Here is a 20587-nt window from a genome sequence, read left to right as displayed (position 1 = left end):
CATCACATTTAAAATGGAATATAGCAGTGTTTATTCGATTTAAAGTCAGTTTATTATTGTGGTGTGTCTTCTCAACAAGTTTGTTCGCTAAAGAGTTCACTCCTCAAGTTTTGCGCTTATATCAGAATGAGTTTCACTTTCAGTACCATATCGAATTATTAAAAATGGCATTGGATAAAACGGCTGCTGAATACCCTGAAGCTAGAGTACAGTTTACCGAGCAAGTTACCCCTGGTCGCGGTTTAAAAATGTTGGAGCAAGGCGAAGTCAATGTCGCTTTTCTTGCTTCAAGTAAGCAACGTGAAAAGATGTTTATTCCCATAAAAGTCCCATTGTTGCAAGGCTTATTAGGGTATCGGTTACTGTATATTCATCAAGATAATCAAGATAAATTTAAGCAAGTTAACAGTGCAAATCAGCTAAGCCATTCATTTGTTGCTGGCTTTGGCTCACATTGGGCTGATTTAGACGTTTTACGCCATAACGAGTTGCCAACGCAGGAAGTTGGCACCGCGAAAAGTTTGTATCGTATGTTACAAGCGAAGCGTTTCGATTACTTCCCAAGAGGGGTGAGCGAGATTTGGGCTGAAAAGAAAAGGCTAGGCCCTGATTTGCCCGATCTCATTATCGAACCTAACTTAGCACTTGTTTATCATTTGCCTATGTATGTGTTTGTGAATAAACAGAATCCAGAGTTGGCGGAGCGGATTGAGAAGGGCTTACAACGAGCCATTGAAGACTTATCGTTTCAGGAGTTATTTTTAAAATATTATAGTGACGCTATTTTAAAGGCGAAACTACCCCAGCGAACAATTATTCATTTAGAAAACCAAGATTACCTTAGCGAAAAACCTATCGATTCAAGCTGGTGGCTATAACTGACTTTGAGTCACAGCCAGATTTAGCATCGATAAGTTGATATCTTGATAACTTGATGCATTGAGTGTTCGCCTACACATAGGGATGCTTAATCTAGATGCAGCAACTGTGCTAATTCTCTGTGCAATAACTCAGCATCACCAATGTTCAACTCTATGATTCTTTTTAAATGGCTAATGCTATCAAGGTCAATGTGCTGACACTCTAGCCCAAGTTGTTGGCTTTTATGATGCACGAGTACAGTATCCATATTCAGGACGATATCAGATTCAGGCAGTAAAAAGCTTAAGCCAATTTTTTGTCCTAACGTGAGGGATAAGGCTTCTGGCTCTGATACTAATGCGCCATTAATACTGAGATCTAATATATTGGTACGATAGGTTTTATCGTTAAAGCTGAGGGTGGCTGTCGCGGCAAACAATGTGCGAGTGTATTGTCTTCTTTCATCCATAAAATGTTACCTAGATTGTCACTCGATTTAAATTGAATAGGGAAGGAAGGGTTAATTTCACCATTCAAATAACCACTTAAGAATACGCTATCTGTATTTGATTGCCAATATAAGTCAGTTGTTTTAGGAACCAACCTGATTAAAAATAACGCATTAAAAAAGGAGCATTCAGCTCCTTTTTTAATGTTGAGTAAAATAAATTACTCAATGAGTTTACTGATTTACACTAAATGACTAAATGACTAAATGACTAAATGACTAAATGAGTAAATGAGCACAAAGTGCAATGACAGGCAGTGTAACGAGTGTACGTAGAATGAATACTACAAATAACTCAAAGAAGTTAACTGGGATTTTACTACCAATTAATAACGCACCGACTTCACTCATGTAGATTAATTGTGTGACTGACAAAGCCGCAATCACAAAACGCGTTAAATCAGATTCAATAGAGCTTGCTAAAATAGATGGCAAGAACATATCAGCAAAACCGACTACGATTGTGGTTGATGCGACATCAGCTTCCGGAATTTGCAGTAGTTCTAACAGTGGAATAAACGGCATACCTAAGTATTCAAAAATAGGTGTGTTTTCTGCAAGTATAAGGGCAATAGTACCAATGGCCATTACTACTGGGATAATACCGAACACCATATCCACGACATTTTTTACGCCTTCACACAGTACATGTTTAACGCCGCCAGCACGAGATGCTTTATTGATTGCTTGCTCAAATCCCCACGACATAACCCCATGACCTTTAGGGATCATTTCATCGTCAGGATGACGAGGCGTGTTATCTATGTATAAATCTTTTTTCCATGACAGTGGTGGTAACTTAGGAACCACTACAGCTGCGACAAAACCAGCTAAACATACTGTTAAATAAAACGGAACAAAAAGGTGTTCAAGTTTGACTTGAGAGATAACGACTAAGCTAAAGGTAATCGAAACAGCAGAAAAGGTTGTACCGATGACAGCGGCTTCACGCTCAGTATAAAGGCGTGTTTCATATTGTTTGTTGGTCATTAAAATGCCGACACTACCATCACCTAGCCATGATGCCATACAGTCGATTGCACTTCTGCCAGGTAAGTTAAAGATAGGACGCATTAATTTAGTCAGCATGGTTCCGAAAAACTCGAGCAAACCAAAATTTAATAATAGCGGCAGCAACATACCAGCGAAAATGAACACAGAAAATAATACAGGTAGCAAGTCATTAAGGACTAATGCACCAGTATCTGCAGAATAGATAACTTCGGAGCCAATCTCTAAATAAGTTAATACAATGAATATTGCACCTAAAATACGAACAACTAACCAAAAAGGTGACACATTGAGAAGGGTATTAAGAAAAGGCTTTTCTAACACCAACTTAGGCTTAAGTAATTTACTGATTACCGAAATGATAGCCATAAACACGACAATACAAGTTACCAATAAAGGCAATACGTCGGCAAAATGGCTTTGCACTGCTTTGGAAACAATAGCAATTGGAATCGTAATGGCGCCGTTATAACTGATAGGCGTCATGAATAATAACAAGCCTAGCAGTGACGGTATGACAAAGGTCAATATTGTCTTAATGTTGTATTTTTGTTTTTCTTGAGTCACTTTTTATATGCCTTTGCAATTGGCCAAATAAGCTTGGCTGATTGTGTCTAACCGTCCAGTGGGAAAAATGCTGAATGTCCATTCAGAAGTAATAAAGCGAGGCAAGGGTACCTGCTTATCTAGTCTATGTAAAACTATTCACTTTGGCGAATAGTTATTGAGTTATTTTGCTTATCTATATTCTATAGGGTTTGGCAATAAATGCACGTAATAATTTATTTGTAATCATAATGTTAGGTGGTTGTTGTTGTGTATTTTGGTCTTTGTTATTACAATTATTAAGGTGCTTTGTTCGATTGTGCATAGCAGGGTACTGTTGTCGTCATATAAATGAGTTACTAAACATTAGATGTGCATAGCGGTTTTATCAATGTAGATTCAGTATGATAAAGTAAACCATATAAGGAAATTTGACTGCTGTGATATTAAGTAAACGAGAAAAAATCGCCAGATTAGCTTACCTGTTTGGTTTGCTAGGGTTGCTTGGCCTTTTTCTTGGTATTAGTTTATCGGTATTGATGGAATATATTCAATTTGGCGATCAATACAGTTTACTGCAATTTTCTATCAGTGAACTCGGCACCTACAATCGTTCTTCTAGTGCGTTATGGATCAACGGAGGGCTATTTTTTGGTAGTTTAAGCCTGACAATGAGTTGTTTATTTGGCTTACAGTTAAGTCGACGTATTTCCAGCGGACTCTTTTGGTTTTCACTCATCGTGACGTTTATTGCTTTAGCTGCAACGGGCTTATTTCCGCTTAATGTGTTTCATTTACACATCAAAGCTGTGTCTATCTACATTTACTTTGGTTTATTAGCTGCGATTTTTTGCTTTATAGAGTGTGCTATTGAGCGAAGAATTCGCTTGTTCTTACCACTGGTGTTGAGCTTTGTTATTGTGCTCATTCATGGCAGTATTTTAGCTCATGAATGTTGGCGGGAGAGCTTAGGCTTAAACCCGATTTCAGATGGTGAATTATTTCAGGCGATAGTTTCCCAATCGCCGAAACCTGATATTTGGTGGCTATCCATTTTATTCTGGTGCAGCATTGTCACTATGTGGTTATGGATATTGAGTATATGTCGCTGGTACTTCTTGCCCCTGCAACAGGGGCAATTAAGCAAGTAAACTACACTACACTTGTTGTAACCCTGCTTGACCAAACCAATAGCCATTACAGGCATTAACATTCGAAGATGTGGTCTTATTGTCTGCTTCATCGCTGTGGTTTTTAAGGTGGCTAATTAAGCTCACTAATTCATCGGATCGCTTAATATCGTGAATATCATTGGGTGAGACCCTAAAGAAATTAACGCCCATTGCTATCATATCGGCTATTTCAGAGGTTAAGTCCAAATGAGCTGCAGATTGAGTTTGAATTCCGTTTAGACGTAATAGACTTTGCTGCTCTTGAGTTTGCGCCAAAATGCCTTTCGGATGCTGGCGGCATATTGTCTCGCAGTTATCTTTACTTAACCCGAAATGTTTAGCGGTAAAACAACGAGCAGAATGCGCCAATGGAATATACCCATATCCTGTCACTTCAACTTCAAACCCAGGCTTATTAGGATGATTTAATACTGTATCTAACCAAGCCTTAGACAGTTCAAATGGCATAACAAAACGACTCATTCCCATTTTATGCAGTATATCTAAGCTGGCTCGGTTGTAGTTGTTGATTGATGGGCCACAGATAAATGGCAGGTTTGCTTGTTGTGCGATTTGAATCGCAGCCATGTCATTTGCTTCGATGCTGAACTCACCATTATCGACATACTTTTTTAACTCGGTCAGCTCCGACTGAGCTTCAATTAATGCCATGGTAGATAAAATGACATTTTTTCCGTGAGCGTTAAGCATGGTTGCCAGTTCAATGTAATCATTGAATTTGAGTAATCTTCTGCGACTGCAGACGGTTTCACCAAGGTAAATGGTATCTATGCGACTTTGAGCGGCTTGCTGGTAAAAGTCATCTACTGCGGTTTTTTCCCAACAATAATTAATTGGTGCGAGTGAAATTTTCATGAATTCTTACCTACTGCCATTGACGCTCGTAGGCGCCTAATGTGGTGACCTGTCCTTCTGATACCTTTGCTAATGTTTCATTCCATCTTGCTAGTTCAGTAAATGCATTTGGGTTGGCCAAGTAACTGTCTATTGCTTCACGCCAAACACGGGTGACTTGTTCAACATACGCTGGACTGCGTTGCCTGCCTTCAATTTTAAGAGAACAAATACCTGCGTTAGCAAGTTGAGGCAATAAACTGAGGGTATTTAAGCTTGTTGGTGACTCGAGTAAGTAGTCGGCTTGGGATTCATTTTCAGCAATGTAGCGCCCTTTACAAACAACGGGGTAACCTAACTGTTGGTCGATATTAGAAGTGTCAATGAGTACTTCATTTAAACGTGTTAAACATTGATTACCGTCTTCTTGCCATCTAACGTGTTTTGCTGGCGAGCAAGAACCACCGGTATTGGGTGACTGACCTGTAACATAAGATGATAGGTGGCATCGTCCCTCTGCCATAATGCAAAGGCTGCCAAAGGCGAACACTTCCAAGTCAACAGAGCTATTTTTAGCAAGATCTTTGACTTGCTTCATCGACAATACCCGCGGTAATACCGCTCGTTCGATATTAAATGCCTGTTGGTAGAACTCTAGTGCAGCAAGGTTCGTTGCACTAGCTTGAACGGATAAATGAAGCGGTAAATGAGGGTATCGACGGCTTGCATAGTCGAGCAGCGAAATATCAGCAGTGATTAAAGCATCCATTTGAAGTTGGGCTGCCAGATCAATGGCCTGATACCAGCGTGACTCTTCACCTGGTTTTGGGTAAGTATTCAAGGTTAAAAATACTTTTCTGCCTTGACTATGGGCAAGCTTCGTAGCTTGTTTCATTTGCTCGGGTGTAAAGTTTAACCCTGCAAATGAACGTGCATTTGTATCATCTTTTAATCCGAGGTAAACCGCATCAGCACCTGCTCTAAAAGCGGCTTTTAATGAGGCTAAATTTCCTGCTGGGCACAAGAGTTCCATATTCTCTCTCTCAAACTGTCGTAGAAAGGGAGTGTAAAGTTGAATGACGTCACATGATTTGATTTGAAACAGGTTTCAATTGATAAAATGTGAGTAAACTAGCTTAATTATTAGAGTAAGCAGTGTAGGAGTAGGGATGTCTTTTCGTTTCACCAATAGTGTGGCTAAAAATGTACTAGGGTTAGCCCCTAAAGTGGCAACGCAATCTTTGGCGGTAGTACCAGAAAAAGCCAAAATGAATGTGTTGGCTAAAATATTGTCTTTGACATTGTCTGAACAGATAAAATTTGGTGAGTTAGACTTTTTGCAGTCTAAATGGGTTGCAATTTCTGTGATGGATATTGGCTTGCACTTTGAAATCAGTTTCAATGACGAATTGTTGCTTAGACCATTAACACAAGCAGATGTGACTTTTACTGCTAATGTTCCAGAGTTACTGTTAGTTGCGGCAGGAAAAGAAGATCCCGATACCTTATTCTTTCAACGTAAGTTAAAAATTGAAGGGGATACTGAGTTAGGTTTAGAAGTGAAAAATTTACTACTCGGTATTGAGCTAGAATCTCTGCCTAAACCCGCTAGATTAACCATAGAGAAGCTGGCGTTAACACTACAAACTCTTCAAGGCTACTCATCTGAGCAGTCCCAAGTGTCAGCTTAATGTCTGTAGGCAACTTATTGCCATTGTTAAGCACTATCTCAGTAGAGCATTAAAATTCTATTAATAAAAAGGCGCCTTAGGCGCCTTTTTTGTGTATCTAAGTTTTCACCGAGGGATTAAGCTTGTGCTTGTGGGTTATACCTTTCCTGTGATGACTTGGTATTTATATTTTAGCTCTTCAGGTGTTTCAGCATGTTCAGGATCGGGATCAATACAATCGATAGGACATACAGAGACACAAGTCGGCTTATCATAGTGGCCAACACATTCTGTACACAGGGCTGGGTCTATTTCATAAATCTCTTCGCCCATGGTAATCGCTTCATTAGGGCACTCAGGCTCACACATGTCGCAGTTAATGCAGCTATCATCGATTAATAATGCCATAACAGGTTACTCAGCTTTTTCTGCAGCTTGATGAGGATTACGAGTATCTTGGCCTTGCGGTAAGTTACGCATCAAGATTGCTTTATCTAGCTCAACGCTTTCAGGAACGGCTAAAAATACAAAGTGCCCCGAACCTAACCCAGCTTCAACTGATTCACCTTTACGATTGACTAGCTCTGAAATCGTCAGGGTAAAGTTTCCTTGTGGCGTCATGACTTCAACACTATCACCGACAGAGAACTTATTTTTAACATCGACTTCTGCAGCGCCGCTATCATTGCGAACGCCAGTGAACTCACCAACAAACTGTTGAGTGTCACTGATTGAATAACCGTAATCGTAGTTTTGATATTCATCATGAACATGGCGACGTAAGAAACCTTCGGTGTAACCACGATGTGCTAACCCTTCAAGGTTGTGCATTAATGTACGATCAAAGTCTTTACCTGCAACTGCATCTTCAATAGCTTGACGGTACAATTGAGCTGTACGTGCGACATAATAAAATGATTTAGTACGGCCTTCAATTTTAAGAGAGTCTACGCCCATTTTTGTTAAACGTTCGACGTGTTGAATCGCACGTAGATCTTTAGAATTCATGATGTAAGTGCCGTGCTCATCTTCATAAGCGGGCATATATTCACCTGGACGCCCAGGCTCCTGTAATAGGACAACTTCATCTGAAGGTTGACCAGCACCTAATGTCGGTGTCTCAATTTGCACACCGTTTGCATCGACGATACCTTGTGGGTTAACGGCGATGATATCACCAGTGTCAGTTTGCTTAGCTTCATGTACATCATATTTCCAGCGACAAGCATTAGTGCATGTGCCTTGGTTTGGGTCGCGTTTATTGATATAGCCTGATAATAAACAACGTCCAGAGTAAGCCATACATAACGCGCCGTGGACAAACACTTCTAATTCAATATCTGGACACTGTTGACGAATCTCTTCAATTTCATCTAATGATAATTCACGAGATAAGATGACTCGTTTAATCCCCTGTTGTTGCCAAAACTTAACAGAGGCCCAGTTAATTGCATTAGCTTGCACTGATAAATGAACCGTTTGATCTGGGAACGCCTCACGCACCATCATAATAAGACCAGGATCTGACATGATCACAGCATCAGGCTTCATATCAATGACAGGTGCCATATCACGTATGTAAGTTTTTAATTTTGCATTGTGCGGTGCAATGTTACTGACGACATACAACTTTTTATTTAGCGCATGGGCTTCTTTGATGCCCATCGCCAGATTTTCCATTTTGAAGTCATTATTTCTAACCCGTAAGCTATAGCGAGGTTGGCCTGCATAAACAGCATCTGCACCGTATGCAAAGGCATAGCGCATATTCTTTAACGTTCCTGCTGGAGACAATAGCTCTGGTCTAAACATAATCACTCTCAATTTGATGGAAATTCGCACACAGCGCGGGGGCGGCATTTTACTTAAGTATGGTCGCTGAATGCAAATAATTCATCTGTGATTGTGCTGCTTGTCTAATTTAATGTTTGCTAATTAATTGACATGCTTTATAAAGATTAGTGCTTTTTCTTTATTCTATTAAATGACATAGCTGATATAATCGAAACAAAGCAACAACAATAAAATTACAGGCGGGATCTATGACAACTGAACACCAATTATTGGTAGGGCTATTAAAGAAGCTAAAAGACGATGCTTTAGTGCTTCCGACACTGCCTGAAGTAGCCATGCGGGTGCAGGAAGTTGTTGCGCAACCAGACTCAAGTCTTAAACAAGTTGGCGACATTATTGGTCAAGATGCCGCAATTTCTGCGCGTATTATTAAGGTGGCAAACAGTGCTTTATATAGCCGAGGTAACAAAGCTGAAAATATCAGTGCTGCTGTCAATCGTATTGGACTAATACAAATAAAAGCGATTGTTACCTCTGTCGCATTAGAGCAATTATTTATTTCAACCAATGAGATGGTTTGGGAAGTGATGGATGAAGTGTGGCAAACCTCTATTGAGGTCACCGCATCAGCCGGTGCTATGTTGGCTATTTACAATAAACGTCACCCGAGTAAGAAATTAGACCCTGAAACATTAACATTGGCAGGCTTAGTCCATAATATTGGCGCTCTACCTGTGTTATCTGAGGCAGAAACAAAGCCTGATGCCTTTACAAGTATTGAACAGTTACGTGGTTTAGTCCGTAAAATGCAAGGGCCAATTGGTCGTGCTATTTTAAAGACTTGGGACTTTGCGCCTGAAGTGATGGAAGTGGTTGAACGCTGGGCTGATCTTCATTATATGCCTGAATCGGTGACCTATTTAGACTTTATTCGCTCAGCAGCTTATTATACTGGCGAGTTAAGAGCTGGGCCTGAATTGGAACAACGTCTAGATATTTTTGCAACTCGCGGCTTACCTGTAACACCGGAAGATCTAGAGAGTGACGAGTTTTTAGATGTGTATCATTCTATTAAGCAAAGTTACCAATAACAGCTGAAAATATAGCCGCCAAGCAGACATGAAAGAGCTTGGTAATGGAATTAACCCCAATTGAATAAGGAGCGATAAGTTGTGTTAAGTATTGAAATTATAATTGTATTGTTTATCGCCCTTATTTTGTTATTGGGTATTGTATTAGGCGGTTACTTCCAACAAGGCAAATTCATCGCAGAGCTGACTCAAACCTTAGAGTCGAATAATGCAACCCAGTCCCCACTTAACTTTAAACATACTCCAAGAGCATTCAAACCTCTGGTTAGAAACCTCAATTTATTCCAGCAAAACAACCCTATAACGCTTGAGCGAGACAAGCTGACAGGGTTATCTAATCGAGTTGGATTCAAGCGTAAAATGTTTGCCAAGATGCCTGCGACTGAGGGGATGCTCGTGCTGGTGGACATTCAGCAGTTTCGCTTTGTAAATGATCTCTTTGGATTTATTTTTGGTGACCAGTTATTAAAAGCTTTTGCATTACGAATTAAGGGGCTAAACAATCCGCCACAATTTGTTTCAAGAATGAACGGTAATGAGTTTTTACTTTTCTACCCTAAAGCTATTTCAGTTAACGAGCTATCTAACATCAAGCAGCATCTACAAAAGCCATTCGACATCGAGCAAACTCCAATCAGCATTAAAGTACAATTAGGGGTACTTGAGCTGCATGACCATCATGCGGATGTGAGTTTAATGCTACGTCGATTAGATTTAGCACTAAAAAAGCCAAGCTCAGCCGAAACGATATCGCATTTTATAATCAAGATGATGACAAAGCTCAATATCGTGAATTGACAATCATTAATAGCTTGCCTAAAAGTCTGAAGCAAAACCAACTCCATATGGTGTATCAACCTAAGTTGGATATCAGCTCGGGTAAGTGTTCACAAGTTGAAGCGTTAATTCGATGGGAGCATGATGGCTTAGGCATTATACCGCCTACAGAGTTTATTCCTTTAGCTGAACATACTGGCATGATTGACTTAATCAGTAAGTGGGCTCTTGAACAAGTGTTACAGCAACAGGTTAAGTGGTTACAGCAAGGCATCAATATCAAAGTGGCAGTTAACTTATCCACTAAAGATCTTGAAAATCAGCATTTGCCAATTGATATCAGTAATTTGCTTATGCAGTACAAAGTGCCTGCTGAGAACTTAATGATTGAAATCACTGAAAGTGTATTGATGTTAGATTTAGCACGGACCATAGAAACACTAAAAGAAATTCGCGAGTTAGGAGTTAAAATTGCTATTGATGATTTCGGTACAGGGCATTCATCTTTAGCTTACTTACGTCACCTCCCCATTGATGAAGTTAAAATTGATAAAGCCTTTTTGGACGACTTTAACTGCGACTTACAAGCTAATAAGATTGTGAAAACTAGCATCGAACTGGCTAAGAGTCTTGGTTTTGATGTTACGGTCGAAGGGGTTGAAACCAAAGATGTATTTGATACCTTAATTGAGTTCGGAACTGATACCATTCAGGGGGAGTATTTTAGTAAGCCTCTTGTCGCAACAGATTTTGAGCTACGATACACGCAGCTCATTGAACAACCTTTCTTATTCCTACCAAGCTCAGATAACGTTAAACATTAAAGTGATTAACGCGCTTAAGACTGATTAAATTGTTGTTGTAACTGGCTAATCAAGTTGAGTGGCATAGGGGCCATCTGACGTTGCTGATTCATGCAGACCATCTCAATTGTGGCTGTCACAGCAGGCTTTTTAGCATTAGGACGCCAAATCTCTTGTTGCCAAACAGTACGGTACTTACTTTCAAAGTAATAACGCGTTCTAACATCAACGATATCAGCAAATTCAACCCCATCGTGACACAGCATATCTGTACGATACACCGCGAAGCCTAGCTGTTGCTGCTGCCACAATAAGTTCAGCACGTCAGCGCCAATCACATGCTCTCTAGCTCGTTCAAAATACTTTAAAAAGTTGGGGTGATATACCACGCCTGAAAAGTCTGTATCTTCATAGTAAATTTGTACAGGAAAGTGAAAAGTTGGGCTATATTCAATCGTTTTCTGAGTCATCTTGATGCTACTAAGTCATTTTATGAGGGCATTGTTACTTATTCTTAGACGTTACAACAGTGTTTTTCGGTTTGCTATGGCGATTCATTGACTGCTCAGACCAGATTTTGACTCACCCCCTTTAATATCTCGACAGAGGTTACTCAGTTCAAACCGTTGAAAATGCTTATTTAGCCAACTTTGTTTTGCATAAATTTAGGCAGTAATACCGTTTCACCCGTTAGCATCTTATAAGCACTTTGGGTATTTACCGCTGGGCTGAAAATGTAACCTTGACCTGTATGACACTGGTACTGAATGAGTTTAATTAATTGCATTTCAGTTTCAATCCCTTCTGCGACAATTTGCATTTTTAGGTCATTACCTAAATTAATAATGTTTTTTAAGACCGCTTTTGCGGCTTCATTATCTAAAAAGCTATCGATAAAACCTTTGTCGATTTTTAAGGTATTTAATGGGAATCGGGTGAGGTAATTTAAGGATGAATACCCTTTACCAAAGTCATCTAAACTGAGTCTGATTTTTAAATCATGTAATTGGTTTAGCACCTTTTTAGCGGTTTCAACATTCTCAATCAAAAGTGATTCGGTAATTTCCAGTTCCAGCTTCTCTGCAGGGAAACCGGTTTCCACTAATATGGCTTCGATTTTTTCGCTAATATCTGGCTGAGATAACTGCACAGGGGAGATATTGACCGACACAGTCCCTTTGAGCAAGCCTTCTTGGTGCCATTGATTTGCCGTGATACAAGCCTGTTTAATAACCCAATAACCAATTTCAATGATTTGACCATTACTTTCAGCTTCTGGAATAAACTTATCGGGTGGTATCAAACCTTTGTCGGGGTGGAACCAGCGCAGCAATGCTTCAAATGAACGGATATTGCCTGTTTTAAGGCAAATTTTAGGCTGATAATACAACTCAAACTCATCATTGGTTAATGCATGTTGAAGCTGTTGTTTAATCGAAATTTTTTCTTGTAAGGCGACTGACAGTGCTTCATTAAAAAAGTAGGCGCTATTGCGTCCTGCTTGTTTAGCCGCATACATGGCGGTATCGGCATGTTTTAGTAACGTCTTTGCATCCAGACCATCTTCAGGGTAGCAAGCAACCCCAATACTGGCAGAGCTCTTAATCCAATGTTCCTGTATTTGATAGCCTGTGTTAATTGCTAATCTTAGGCGTTCAATGATATTCACTAGCTGTGAAAGCTCGCCCGGATTTCGAAGAATAATTGCAAACTCATCACCGCCTAAGCGGGCTAATAGGTCATCACTTTTGAGGTTTGATGATAGACGTTTGCTCACTTGAATAATCAGCTCATCACCTATGTCGTGTCCCATAGAGTCGTTGACTTCCTTGAAGTAATCAAGGTCGATAAAAGCAACCGCAGCATTCTGATGTTTTTGATTCACAGTGGCTTCAAGTACAGTATTAAAACGGAATCGATTTGATAAGCCTGTTAACGTGTCGAAATTAGCTCGGTTTTTCAACTCTGTGACTTTTTGATAACGGGTTAACAAAAATAAAAAGGTCAATAACGCACACACCAGTACTAAACTAATGATGGCAAAATACCACCAGGGTTTTTTAATGGTGAATGAAAGCTCTGCAATTAACGGACTCCAAATACCATCGCTATTACTGCCTTGCACGACAAAACGATAATCACCTGCATGAAGGTTGGTATAGGTTGCTGTGGAAATGTTTTGCGAGTATATCCAGCGTTCATCAAAGCCATGCAGTTTATATCGATATTGGTTTTTTTGCGGCGCATTAAAATCCAGTGCAGCGAATGAAAATTGCACCATATTTTGTTCATAGTCTAAGGTCAATGCATCAATACTATGGTTACTGTTTAAGTGGATGTATTCTTCATTGGCAATTAATGCCGATGTTATATGAACCTGTGGGGAAAATTGGTTACTTTTAATTGCTCGTGTATCAATTTTAAAGGCACCGTTGTTTGTACCTATATACAACTCATCTTTTTGAAATGCGATGGCAGCATCTGAAAAAGAGCTATCTTTGTGATTGATAGCACTAGGAAATTTAGTGATTTTTTGAGTTTCGATGTGCATCTTGGCGAATTTAGATTGTGTCGTGATCCACAAATGCCCTTGACCATCGCCTGTGACACCTTTAAGAGTATTCGAAGCTAAACCATCTTCTTTAGTAATATACTCAAGTTGTAAATCGTCACTCCAGAAGTCACTCACTTCAATTTTGACCAGGCCTAGACCTTGGCTTGCGACCCAAACAGTATTGTTCTCATCTTGATATATTTTAACGGTACGAATATTTTGCGCTTCACTACCTAAAGGAAGGTGTTTGACTTCGTAGGTTTGTGTATTGACTCGGTATATAGCATTGGTTGTCGCTAGCCATAGCTCGCCATTATGGAGAAGCTGCTTATCAAAGGTGAAGTTTCCACCCGCGGCATAAGAATTATCATTGTGATGCAGTAGCTGCTTTAGTATCCCTTTGTCAGGGTTAAATAAAATGAGCCCTACATCAAGGTAGCCTGTGATCCATGCGTTACCATGATTATCAGGCAGTGCTAAATAAAATTCGCTTTCAGGCAAACCATGAGGGTTATCTTTAGCATTACTGAAGTGGCGTAAACGTTCTGTATCAATATCATATACTGTCAAACCATCTGCTTGGGAAATCCACATGGTATTGGAGTCATCGATTGTTGCACTATAAATCATTGAAGGGGTTAACTCAGAAATAGGCTGCAAAGAGATTAAATCTTTATTTAACCTTAGTTTATCTATACCTTTTGTCGTGCTTATCCAAGTATTGTTATCTTTATCAAAATCGAACCAATAGACCATATTTCCGGATAATTCAGAGCTAATCGGTTTTGGTCTGTATAAACGTGTTCCTTGTTTAAAATTAGAATACAGCGATGCGCCATTACCGGTACCAAACCAAACCCCACCAGACTGATCAACCATTACTATCGGGACATAATCACTTGGCATCGAATTAGGGTTAAATGCCTCATGAGTCAGGTGTGAAAAGCTCATGGTGTCTAATGTAATGCGGCTAGCGCCTTTACCGTGTGTTACCCACAGCGTGTTGTCGTCTTTAAAGGTGAAGCTTTGAATGTGATTGGATGGGAGCTGCTGATTACTCGGGTTATCCTTGTTGAAATGGATATTGTAGATGCTGCGAGTTTCTAAGTTGAGTTTGAATAATCCATTTCGATAGCTACCGAGCCATATTTCACCATTCTTGGCTTTTTTGGCGCCATAGAACATGACCGGGTCTAGTTGCTTTGCAAGTTCGCCTTCAAACTTCACTATTTCGAGTTGATCCGATTGGGTGTTGAGTGTGGCTAAGCCGTAGTCAGTGACGACCCAAATAGTGCCATTGTGATCGCTAAAAACTCCGCTGACTGAGGTTTCGTATACTTGATTTTCATCAAATAATGAGTAGGCAGTGAACTGTTTGTTTTGCGGGTTATATTGGGTTAGTCCTGAACCGGTGCCAAACCATAGTAAGCCATTTTCTTGTTCATAAATTTCTATGATCCAACTCGAACCTAAACTGGACTGGGTGGAAATCATGTTATGAATGATGATTTCATTGTCTTGGGTTAACTGGTTTAAGCCATCTTCGGTAGCTATCCAAATATTGCCACTACGATCTTCATGGATTTTGGTGATGTAGTTGTTGGATATGTGGGTCTTGTCAGATTCAGAGAACTGAAAATTGGTAAAGTTAACCCCATCATAGCGACTGGCTCCAGTATCGGTACCAAACCAAATAAATCCATCACGTTGTTGATACAACGTGGTAATGCTAGAGGACGGCAGGCCATCACTAATCGTAAGGGTTTCCAGCTGAAATTGCTCAGCCTGAGCGTTTTGGGGTGACAGAGAAACAGCAAAAAAAATAGCCACAATAGAGAATAAAAGCAGATGTTTTAACGCTGATAACATTTAAAGCCCTTATTTTATGTGGTTATTATATCGTTACGCATTTTAACCAATTTTGTAAACGTATGTAATGCGGTAAAACAATACTTCTTGTGTGACTTTGTATCGGCAATCGTTACGTTTCTTGAGGAAATAGTTTGTTGAAATGTATTATTGCTCGAATTAGCAGCGGATTGTAAAGACTTTGGCCTGCTTAGACTGTTCTTTGTGCTACATAAGTGCGTTTAAGCAGGTTTGGTTGGAGGAGTGTTAGAGCTAAATTAAAAGCTGCTTATCGATAGGGGTATGATGGGAAATCACATCTAATAAAGATTTAGCGGTTAACTCTGTCACGCTAATGACTTCGGTTTTACAGTTAAATTTTTGCGCTACTTTTGCCATCAGTAAGTCAAAGTCACCGTCACCAGAAAGCAAAATGACTTTATCTACTTGCTCGGCATAGTCTAAAACATCGATGGTAATACCGACATCCCAGTCACCTTTGGCGCTGCCATCACTTCTTTGAATATAAGGTTTGAGTTTAACTTCAAAACCAATATGTTTAAGTGCATCTTGAAACTTAACCTGGCCATCGTCCGCCGGAGCGATGGCATAGGCAATGGCATATTTAATTTGAGTTGTATAATTGAGGTTTTGGAATAAGGCTCGATAGTTAAATGAACGCCCAAAGGCTTGTTTACATGTGTAATAGATGTTCTGCACATCAACAAATACGGCAACTTTTTCCATGTGACACCTATTATCCATTTTAATTAATTTAACTTGTTCAAGCAGGGTTTAGCCAAGGTAGGCTAAACCCTTAGAGCTAACTATGATTTGCTGGCGCTTGCTTTTTGCTGCTCAATAGCCAAATTAAGTTGTTGCTCCACAAAGCCAGGCGACTTTGTTGCCCCTGATATGAGTCGATACATAGCTGGGATGACTAAGAGTGTCACTAGAGTAGCAAATGCCATCCCAAAGAACACTACCGTACCGACAGCGATGCGACTTTCTGAACCTGCACCTGTCGATAATATTAATGGGATTGCTCCAATTAAAGTGGTGAAGGCCGTCATGAGAATCGGTCTTAAACGTCTGGCTGAGGCATCGATAATTGCTTGTTCGAGAGAGAGCCCTTTATCACGCAACTGATTAGCAAACTCAACAATTAAAATGCCGTTTTTGGTAACCATACCAATTAGCATGATCATGCCAATTTGGCTATAAATGTTGAGCCCTTGGCCGGTGAAATACAGCCCAAGGAATCCGCCGAATATACCCATGGGTACAGTAAACATAACGACCAACGGATTGATAAAGCTTTCAAACTGAGCAGCAAGTACTAAGTATGCAACTAATAACGCAAGACCAAACACGATGAAAACGCTACTCTGGTTTTCCTTAAAGTCTTTTGACTCGCCGGTATATGAAATGGTGATATCGCTTGGCAGCATTTCAATGGCTTTCGCATCGAGAAAATCTAATGCTTCACCTAAGGTATATCCTTCGCCTAAATTGGCTTTTAAGCTGATGGACTTTTGTTTATTCAAATGGCTAAGTTTTTGCGCTGAAGCCACTTCATCAATTCGGGTGATGGTATCTAACGTGATAAGGTCGCCCTTTGAAGTGCGCATATATATCTGACTTAAATCGGCGACACTGTTAAAGCTGTTTTCATCGCCTCGTAGGTACACATCATACTCTTCGCCACGCTCAATAAAGGTGGTTTCGCTGCGACCGCCAAGCATGATTTCTAAGGTGTCTGAAACTTCAGTGACACTCACGCCAAGTTCTGCTGCACGCTCACGATCGACACTAACTAATAGTTCTGGGGTTGTTTCGGCATAATCAAGATCAGCCCCTTCTAATATCGGGCTTAAATCCGCTTCTTGTTGTAGTTTTTGCGCCCAATCAAACAGCTCTTCATAATCGGAGCCACCTAATACAAACTGTACTGGCTCACTTGATTTACCTCTAAAGCCTGGCAACATTGGGCGTACCATGACGTCAGGGATGCCTTCTAGTGCTTTTGCGACTATCCCTAACGCTTGCTGTGCATTAATATTCCTGTCTTGCCATTCTTCCAGCTGAATAATAACAAAACCAGTCTGATCGCCAGCTCGGCCGCCAAATGCCGGTGCTTGAATACTAAATGATTTTATAACGCCATCACCTAGCATAGGTAATAGTCGCTGCTCAACGATTTCCATATTGGCAGACATGCGATTGTAGCTAGTGCCTTCGGCGCCTTTAATGAAGGCAAAAATAACGCCTCGATCTTCCTGAGGGGCTAATTGAGCAGGTACTTGATTTAACAACCAGCCACTACCAGCCACGCACGCAACAATAACCAATGGTGCAGCCATACGGAATTGCACAGCTTTACTCACGACACGGCGGTATTGTGTTTCTAGTGCATCAAATAACCCGTCTATCCATAAGTTAAAACGGTTAGGCTTTACATTGGCTTTTAGCAATTTACTACCGAGTACGGGGGTAAGCGTTAATGCAATAAGCGATGAAAATAACACCGACATTGCAAGCATTACCGAGAACTCAGTAAACAGTAATCCAACCATGCCTTCCATAAATGAAATGGGTAAAAACACCATGACTAATACTGCAGTAGTGGCGACAACTGCAAAGCCAACCTCGCGAGCTCCTTTGTAGGCAGCAAGCAAAGGAGGTTCACCTTTTTCAATGTGATGGAAAATATTTTCAACGACCACAATAGCGTCATCAACAACCAGTCCGATGGCTAGGATCAGCGCCATCAATGTGAGAAGGTTAATTGAAAAACCGAATGAGTTAGCTGCAATAAATGCCGCAATTAACGATACAGGCACTGTCACCGCAGGAATTAACGTCGCACGGACTTGGCCGATAAAAATATACAGCACCAATATCACTAATACTGCAGTGATAATTAAGGTGTTATAGACCTCATCGATTGAGCGAGAAATGAAAATGGTAGAGTCATAATCGACCACGAGCGCCGTACCATCAGGTAAGAAGTCTTGGATTCTATCGACTTCTTGATGAACCCATTTTGCGACATCTAATGGGTTCGCATCAGATTGGGCCACAATGCCCAAAGAAAGGTTAGCAACGCCATCACTTTTAAAGGTTGAGTTCTCGTTCTCTGCACCGATGAATACATCCGCGACATCTTTTAGGTAAACAGGTGTGCCATCGTCGGCAGTACGAACGACTAAGTAGTCAAAGTCCTCTGGGTGGTTATAGAGTCTTGCTGTACGAACAGTCATAACCGTAGTGTCGTTACGAACTTCGCCGCCAGGCGTTTCAACGTTTTCAGTTTTTAGTGCTGATACGATGTCGTTGGCCGACACATTACGTCCTGCCATGAGTTCAGGTTTTAATTGAACATACATGACTTTGTAAAGTCCGCCCGTGATGGAAATTGAGCTGACTCCTGTGATCAAGTTAAAACGATCTTCTAATACTCGTTGGGAGTAATCGGTGAGCTGAGTTCGGTCCATCGTTGATGAACTCAGGTTGACATAAATAGACGGCTCGCCTGAGCCATTGTCTTTAGATACTACAGGATCGTCAGCTTCATCTGGAAGGCGGCGCTGAGCTCTCGCTACAGCATCACGCACATCACTCACGCCTTCTGTTAAATCCCAGCCAAGTAAAAATGTGACTGTAATGCGGGACATACCATTACGAGTGACAGATTCAATTTCATCAACACCACTAATACCCGTTAACTCATCTTCAATCGTGGTGGTAATTTGGCTTTCCATAATAGTGGCTGAAGCGCCACTATAAGTGGTCATTACCGTGACTACCGGATTTTCAACATCCGGCATTTCTCGAATCGACAGTTTTGACAGTGAGACTAGGCCAAATACACCCAATAATAAGCTGAGTACAATAGCGACAACAGGACGCTTGACTGAAACATCAGAAAGCCACATTAGCTTTTCTCCTGCTGGTTACTTTCTTCTGCTGTGTTTTCATTGGCTAGGCGCTCAGCTGTATTTTGCTGTTCAAGCACATCCACTAATACCCCATCACGCATGTTAACTAACCCTTGAACTACAACATGGTCACCAATATTTAAGCCGTTAGAAATTAACACTTCGTTGTCAATACGTGCGCCCAGTGTCACTTCAGTGCGTTTTGCTATGTTGTCTTCGTTGATGATATACACAAAACGCTTTGTGCCAGAGTATTCAATTGCTTGAACTGGAATGACAGGTTCAGAAACTGCAGGGAAGTTAAGTACTGCAGCCATCATCATACCTGGCTTTAAACGGTTTTCGGGGTTATCAAACTGTACTCTCACCCGTAAGTTTAAGGTGTCTTGATTGATGCGAGAGTCGATGGCAATGATTTTGCCTGTAAATACTTGATCAGGCCAAGCACGACTTTGCGCATTAACGGCCATGCCATTTGAAAGTAACGATAAGTAATGCTCAGGTACTTGTAGATCAAGTCTCATGCTAGATAGATCGTCAAAAGCAAGCAATTCAGTACCAACCGAAATCATCTTACCAACACTAAAATCAATTAATCCTGCTGAGCCTGAAAATGGAGCTTTAAGTGTGTGGTAGTTTAGATCGGCTTGAGCGGAGGCAAGGCGAGCTTGAGCCATATCGACATTAGCGCGTTGGGCATCAATTTCAGTTTGGGTAATGGCATTACTTTTGATTAGCTTTAAAAACTCTTTCAATTTTCTTTGTTCATCAGCAAGGTAGGCTGCAGCCTCTGCTGTTGCGGCTTTAGCTTTCGCATTATCAAGCTGAACAATAGTTTGACCCGCTTTAATGTCTTGATCTGGTTTAATGAGAATATCACTGATTTGGCCTGCAACCTGTGAGGAAATAAACACGGACTGTTCAGCATCTAATTTGCCAATCAATGATAACGATTGTGATAACTCATGTTGATCAACAATGCCTGTTACCACAGGAACAGTTCTTTGCGGTTTATTGTTGCTATCGGGTTTAGATTTACTGGCTTGGCTAATACAACTAAATGAAAAAGCGGCAGCCATAACGCCACAAACAATAATAAGGAATGCTAATTTTTTCATTGATGAACTCTAAAAATGCCTATGCTGATGTGGCGCTA

At 40.6% G+C, this 20587-nt stretch carries 17 protein-coding genes; 6 read left to right on the top strand and 11 right to left on the bottom strand.

Annotation, left to right across the window (positions count from 1 at the left end):
• Positions 1–26 precede the first annotated feature (26 nt).
• A complete protein-coding gene (locus ACGEDC_RS03165; RefSeq protein WP_394496382.1) occupies positions 27–878 on the top strand; it encodes a hypothetical protein in 852 nt (283 codons plus the stop codon).
• An 89-nt stretch (positions 879–967) separates the two neighbouring features.
• Here the strand turns inward: ACGEDC_RS03165 and ACGEDC_RS03160 are convergent, their stop codons facing one another.
• Together ACGEDC_RS03160 and ACGEDC_RS03155 are read right to left on the bottom strand one after the other, a co-directional pair.
• Positions 968–1330, bottom strand: a complete 363-nt coding sequence (locus tag ACGEDC_RS03160) for a PilZ domain-containing protein (protein WP_055023732.1) — start codon at positions 1328–1330, stop codon at positions 968–970.
• Positions 1331–1588: 258 nt separating this feature from the next.
• On the bottom strand, positions 1589–2866 hold the full coding sequence (locus tag ACGEDC_RS03155; protein WP_372037658.1) for a YjiH family protein: 1278 nt from the start codon (positions 2864–2866) through the stop codon (positions 1589–1591).
• Between the two features lie 500 nt (positions 2867–3366).
• On the opposite strand from ACGEDC_RS03155, the gene ACGEDC_RS03150 reads away from it, so the two are divergent.
• Entirely contained in the window at positions 3367–4077 is a 711-nt protein-coding gene (locus ACGEDC_RS03150; protein WP_394496379.1) for a hypothetical protein, read from the top strand.
• Positions 4078–4083: 6 nt separating this feature from the next.
• On the opposite strand, the gene ACGEDC_RS03145 is transcribed toward ACGEDC_RS03150, so the two are convergent.
• Both ACGEDC_RS03145 and ubiU read right to left on the bottom strand, forming a co-directional pair.
• Positions 4084–4974, bottom strand: coding sequence for a U32 family peptidase (locus tag ACGEDC_RS03145; protein ID WP_394496377.1), 891 nt, complete (start codon positions 4972–4974; stop codon positions 4084–4086).
• Positions 4975–4984: 10 nt separating this feature from the next.
• Complete coding sequence (gene ubiU, locus ACGEDC_RS03140; RefSeq protein ID WP_065108642.1) at positions 4985–5986, bottom strand: ubiquinone anaerobic biosynthesis protein UbiU; 1002 nt, start codon at positions 5984–5986, stop codon at positions 4985–4987.
• A 136-nt stretch (positions 5987–6122) separates the two neighbouring features.
• On the opposite strand from ubiU, the gene ubiT reads away from it, so the two are divergent.
• Positions 6123–6644, top strand: coding sequence for a ubiquinone anaerobic biosynthesis accessory factor UbiT (gene ubiT, locus ACGEDC_RS03135; protein ID WP_394496374.1), 522 nt, complete (start codon positions 6123–6125; stop codon positions 6642–6644).
• Positions 6645–6779: 135 nt separating this feature from the next.
• Here ubiT and ACGEDC_RS03130 read toward each other — a convergent pair whose 3' ends face one another.
• Both ACGEDC_RS03130 and yegQ read right to left on the bottom strand, forming a co-directional pair.
• Entirely contained in the window at positions 6780–7031 is a 252-nt protein-coding gene (locus ACGEDC_RS03130; protein WP_065108640.1) for a YfhL family 4Fe-4S dicluster ferredoxin, read from the bottom strand.
• A 6-nt stretch (positions 7032–7037) separates the two neighbouring features.
• On the bottom strand, positions 7038–8435 hold the full coding sequence (yegQ, locus tag ACGEDC_RS03125; RefSeq protein WP_065108639.1) for a tRNA 5-hydroxyuridine modification protein YegQ: 1398 nt from the start codon (positions 8433–8435) through the stop codon (positions 7038–7040).
• 230 nt (positions 8436–8665) lie between these two features.
• On the opposite strand from yegQ, the gene ACGEDC_RS03120 reads away from it, so the two are divergent.
• From ACGEDC_RS03120 to ACGEDC_RS03110, 3 genes are all read left to right on the top strand, one after another.
• Positions 8666–9508, top strand: a complete 843-nt coding sequence (locus tag ACGEDC_RS03120; protein WP_055023744.1) for an HDOD domain-containing protein — start codon at positions 8666–8668, stop codon at positions 9506–9508.
• 81 nt (positions 9509–9589) lie between these two features.
• Positions 9590–10306, top strand: a complete 717-nt coding sequence (locus ACGEDC_RS03115; RefSeq protein WP_394496371.1) for a GGDEF domain-containing protein — start codon at positions 9590–9592, stop codon at positions 10304–10306.
• Entirely contained in the window at positions 10303–11109 is an 807-nt protein-coding gene (locus tag ACGEDC_RS03110) for a putative bifunctional diguanylate cyclase/phosphodiesterase (RefSeq protein ID WP_394496369.1), read from the top strand. Before ACGEDC_RS03115 ends, ACGEDC_RS03110 begins: the two co-directional genes overlap by 4 nt.
• A 14-nt stretch (positions 11110–11123) precedes the next feature.
• Here ACGEDC_RS03110 and ACGEDC_RS03105 read toward each other — a convergent pair whose 3' ends face one another.
• The 5 genes from ACGEDC_RS03105 to ACGEDC_RS03085 all read right to left on the bottom strand — a co-directional run bounded on the left by ACGEDC_RS03105 (position 11124) and on the right by ACGEDC_RS03085 (position 20549).
• Positions 11124–11558: an acyl-CoA thioesterase gene (locus ACGEDC_RS03105; protein ID WP_119968470.1), complete on the bottom strand. Its 435-nt coding sequence runs from the start codon at positions 11556–11558 to the stop codon at positions 11124–11126.
• Positions 11559–11728: 170 nt separating this feature from the next.
• Positions 11729–15511, bottom strand: coding sequence for an EAL domain-containing protein (locus ACGEDC_RS03100; protein ID WP_394496366.1), 3783 nt, complete (start codon positions 15509–15511; stop codon positions 11729–11731).
• A gap of 252 nt (positions 15512–15763) precedes the next feature.
• Positions 15764–16237 carry an NYN domain-containing protein gene (locus ACGEDC_RS03095; RefSeq protein WP_394496364.1) on the bottom strand — a complete coding sequence of 158 codons (474 nt, stop codon included), beginning with the start codon at positions 16235–16237 and terminating at the stop codon, positions 15764–15766.
• Between the two features lie 80 nt (positions 16238–16317).
• Positions 16318–19428 carry a multidrug efflux RND transporter permease subunit gene (locus tag ACGEDC_RS03090; protein ID WP_394496362.1) on the bottom strand — a complete coding sequence of 1037 codons (3111 nt, stop codon included), beginning with the start codon at positions 19426–19428 and terminating at the stop codon, positions 16318–16320.
• The gene (locus ACGEDC_RS03085) at positions 19428–20549 is read right to left on the bottom strand and encodes an efflux RND transporter periplasmic adaptor subunit (RefSeq protein ID WP_394496360.1); all 1122 of its coding nucleotides are present in this window, start codon (positions 20547–20549) and stop codon (positions 19428–19430) included. The genes ACGEDC_RS03090 and ACGEDC_RS03085 overlap by 1 nt, the downstream gene beginning before the upstream one ends.
• Positions 20550–20587 lie beyond the last annotated feature (38 nt).

Origin of the sequence: Shewanella sp. ENK2 (assembly GCF_043568515.1) — a bacterium.
Taxonomy (GTDB): domain Bacteria; phylum Pseudomonadota; class Gammaproteobacteria; order Enterobacterales; family Shewanellaceae; genus Shewanella; species Shewanella japonica.
The sequence above is the reverse complement of the archived record's forward strand: the minus strand, read 5'-3'. Positions and strand labels throughout refer to the sequence as shown.

What these genes read in the sequence shown, in the direction of transcription:
- ACGEDC_RS03105 (WP_119968470.1), bottom strand. Translation starts at nt 11,558, where the DNA reads ATGACTCAGAAAACGATTGAATATAGCCCAACTTTTCACTTTCCTGTA.
- ACGEDC_RS03155 (WP_372037658.1), bottom strand. Translation starts at nt 2,866, where the DNA reads ATGACGCCTATCAGTTATAACGGCGCCATTACGATTCCAATTGCTATT.
- ACGEDC_RS03085 (WP_394496360.1), bottom strand. Translation starts at nt 20,549, where the DNA reads ATGAAAAAATTAGCATTCCTTATTATTGTTTGTGGCGTTATGGCTGCC.
- ACGEDC_RS03145 (WP_394496377.1), bottom strand. Translation starts at nt 4,974, where the DNA reads ATGAAAATTTCACTCGCACCAATTAATTATTGTTGGGAAAAAACCGCA.
- ubiT (WP_394496374.1), top strand. Translation starts at nt 6,123, where the DNA reads ATGTCTTTTCGTTTCACCAATAGTGTGGCTAAAAATGTACTAGGGTTA.
- ACGEDC_RS03090 (WP_394496362.1), bottom strand. Translation starts at nt 19,428, where the DNA reads ATGTGGCTTTCTGATGTTTCAGTCAAGCGTCCTGTTGTCGCTATTGTA.
- yegQ (WP_065108639.1), bottom strand. Translation starts at nt 8,435, where the DNA reads ATGTTTAGACCAGAGCTATTGTCTCCAGCAGGAACGTTAAAGAATATG.
- ACGEDC_RS03120 (WP_055023744.1), top strand. Translation starts at nt 8,666, where the DNA reads ATGACAACTGAACACCAATTATTGGTAGGGCTATTAAAGAAGCTAAAA.
- ACGEDC_RS03160 (WP_055023732.1), bottom strand. Translation starts at nt 1,330, where the DNA reads ATGGATGAAAGAAGACAATACACTCGCACATTGTTTGCCGCGACAGCC.
- ACGEDC_RS03130 (WP_065108640.1), bottom strand. Translation starts at nt 7,031, where the DNA reads ATGGCATTATTAATCGATGATAGCTGCATTAACTGCGACATGTGTGAG.
- ubiU (WP_065108642.1), bottom strand. Translation starts at nt 5,986, where the DNA reads ATGGAACTCTTGTGCCCAGCAGGAAATTTAGCCTCATTAAAAGCCGCT.
- ACGEDC_RS03095 (WP_394496364.1), bottom strand. Translation starts at nt 16,237, where the DNA reads ATGGAAAAAGTTGCCGTATTTGTTGATGTGCAGAACATCTATTACACA.
- ACGEDC_RS03100 (WP_394496366.1), bottom strand. Translation starts at nt 15,511, where the DNA reads ATGTTATCAGCGTTAAAACATCTGCTTTTATTCTCTATTGTGGCTATT.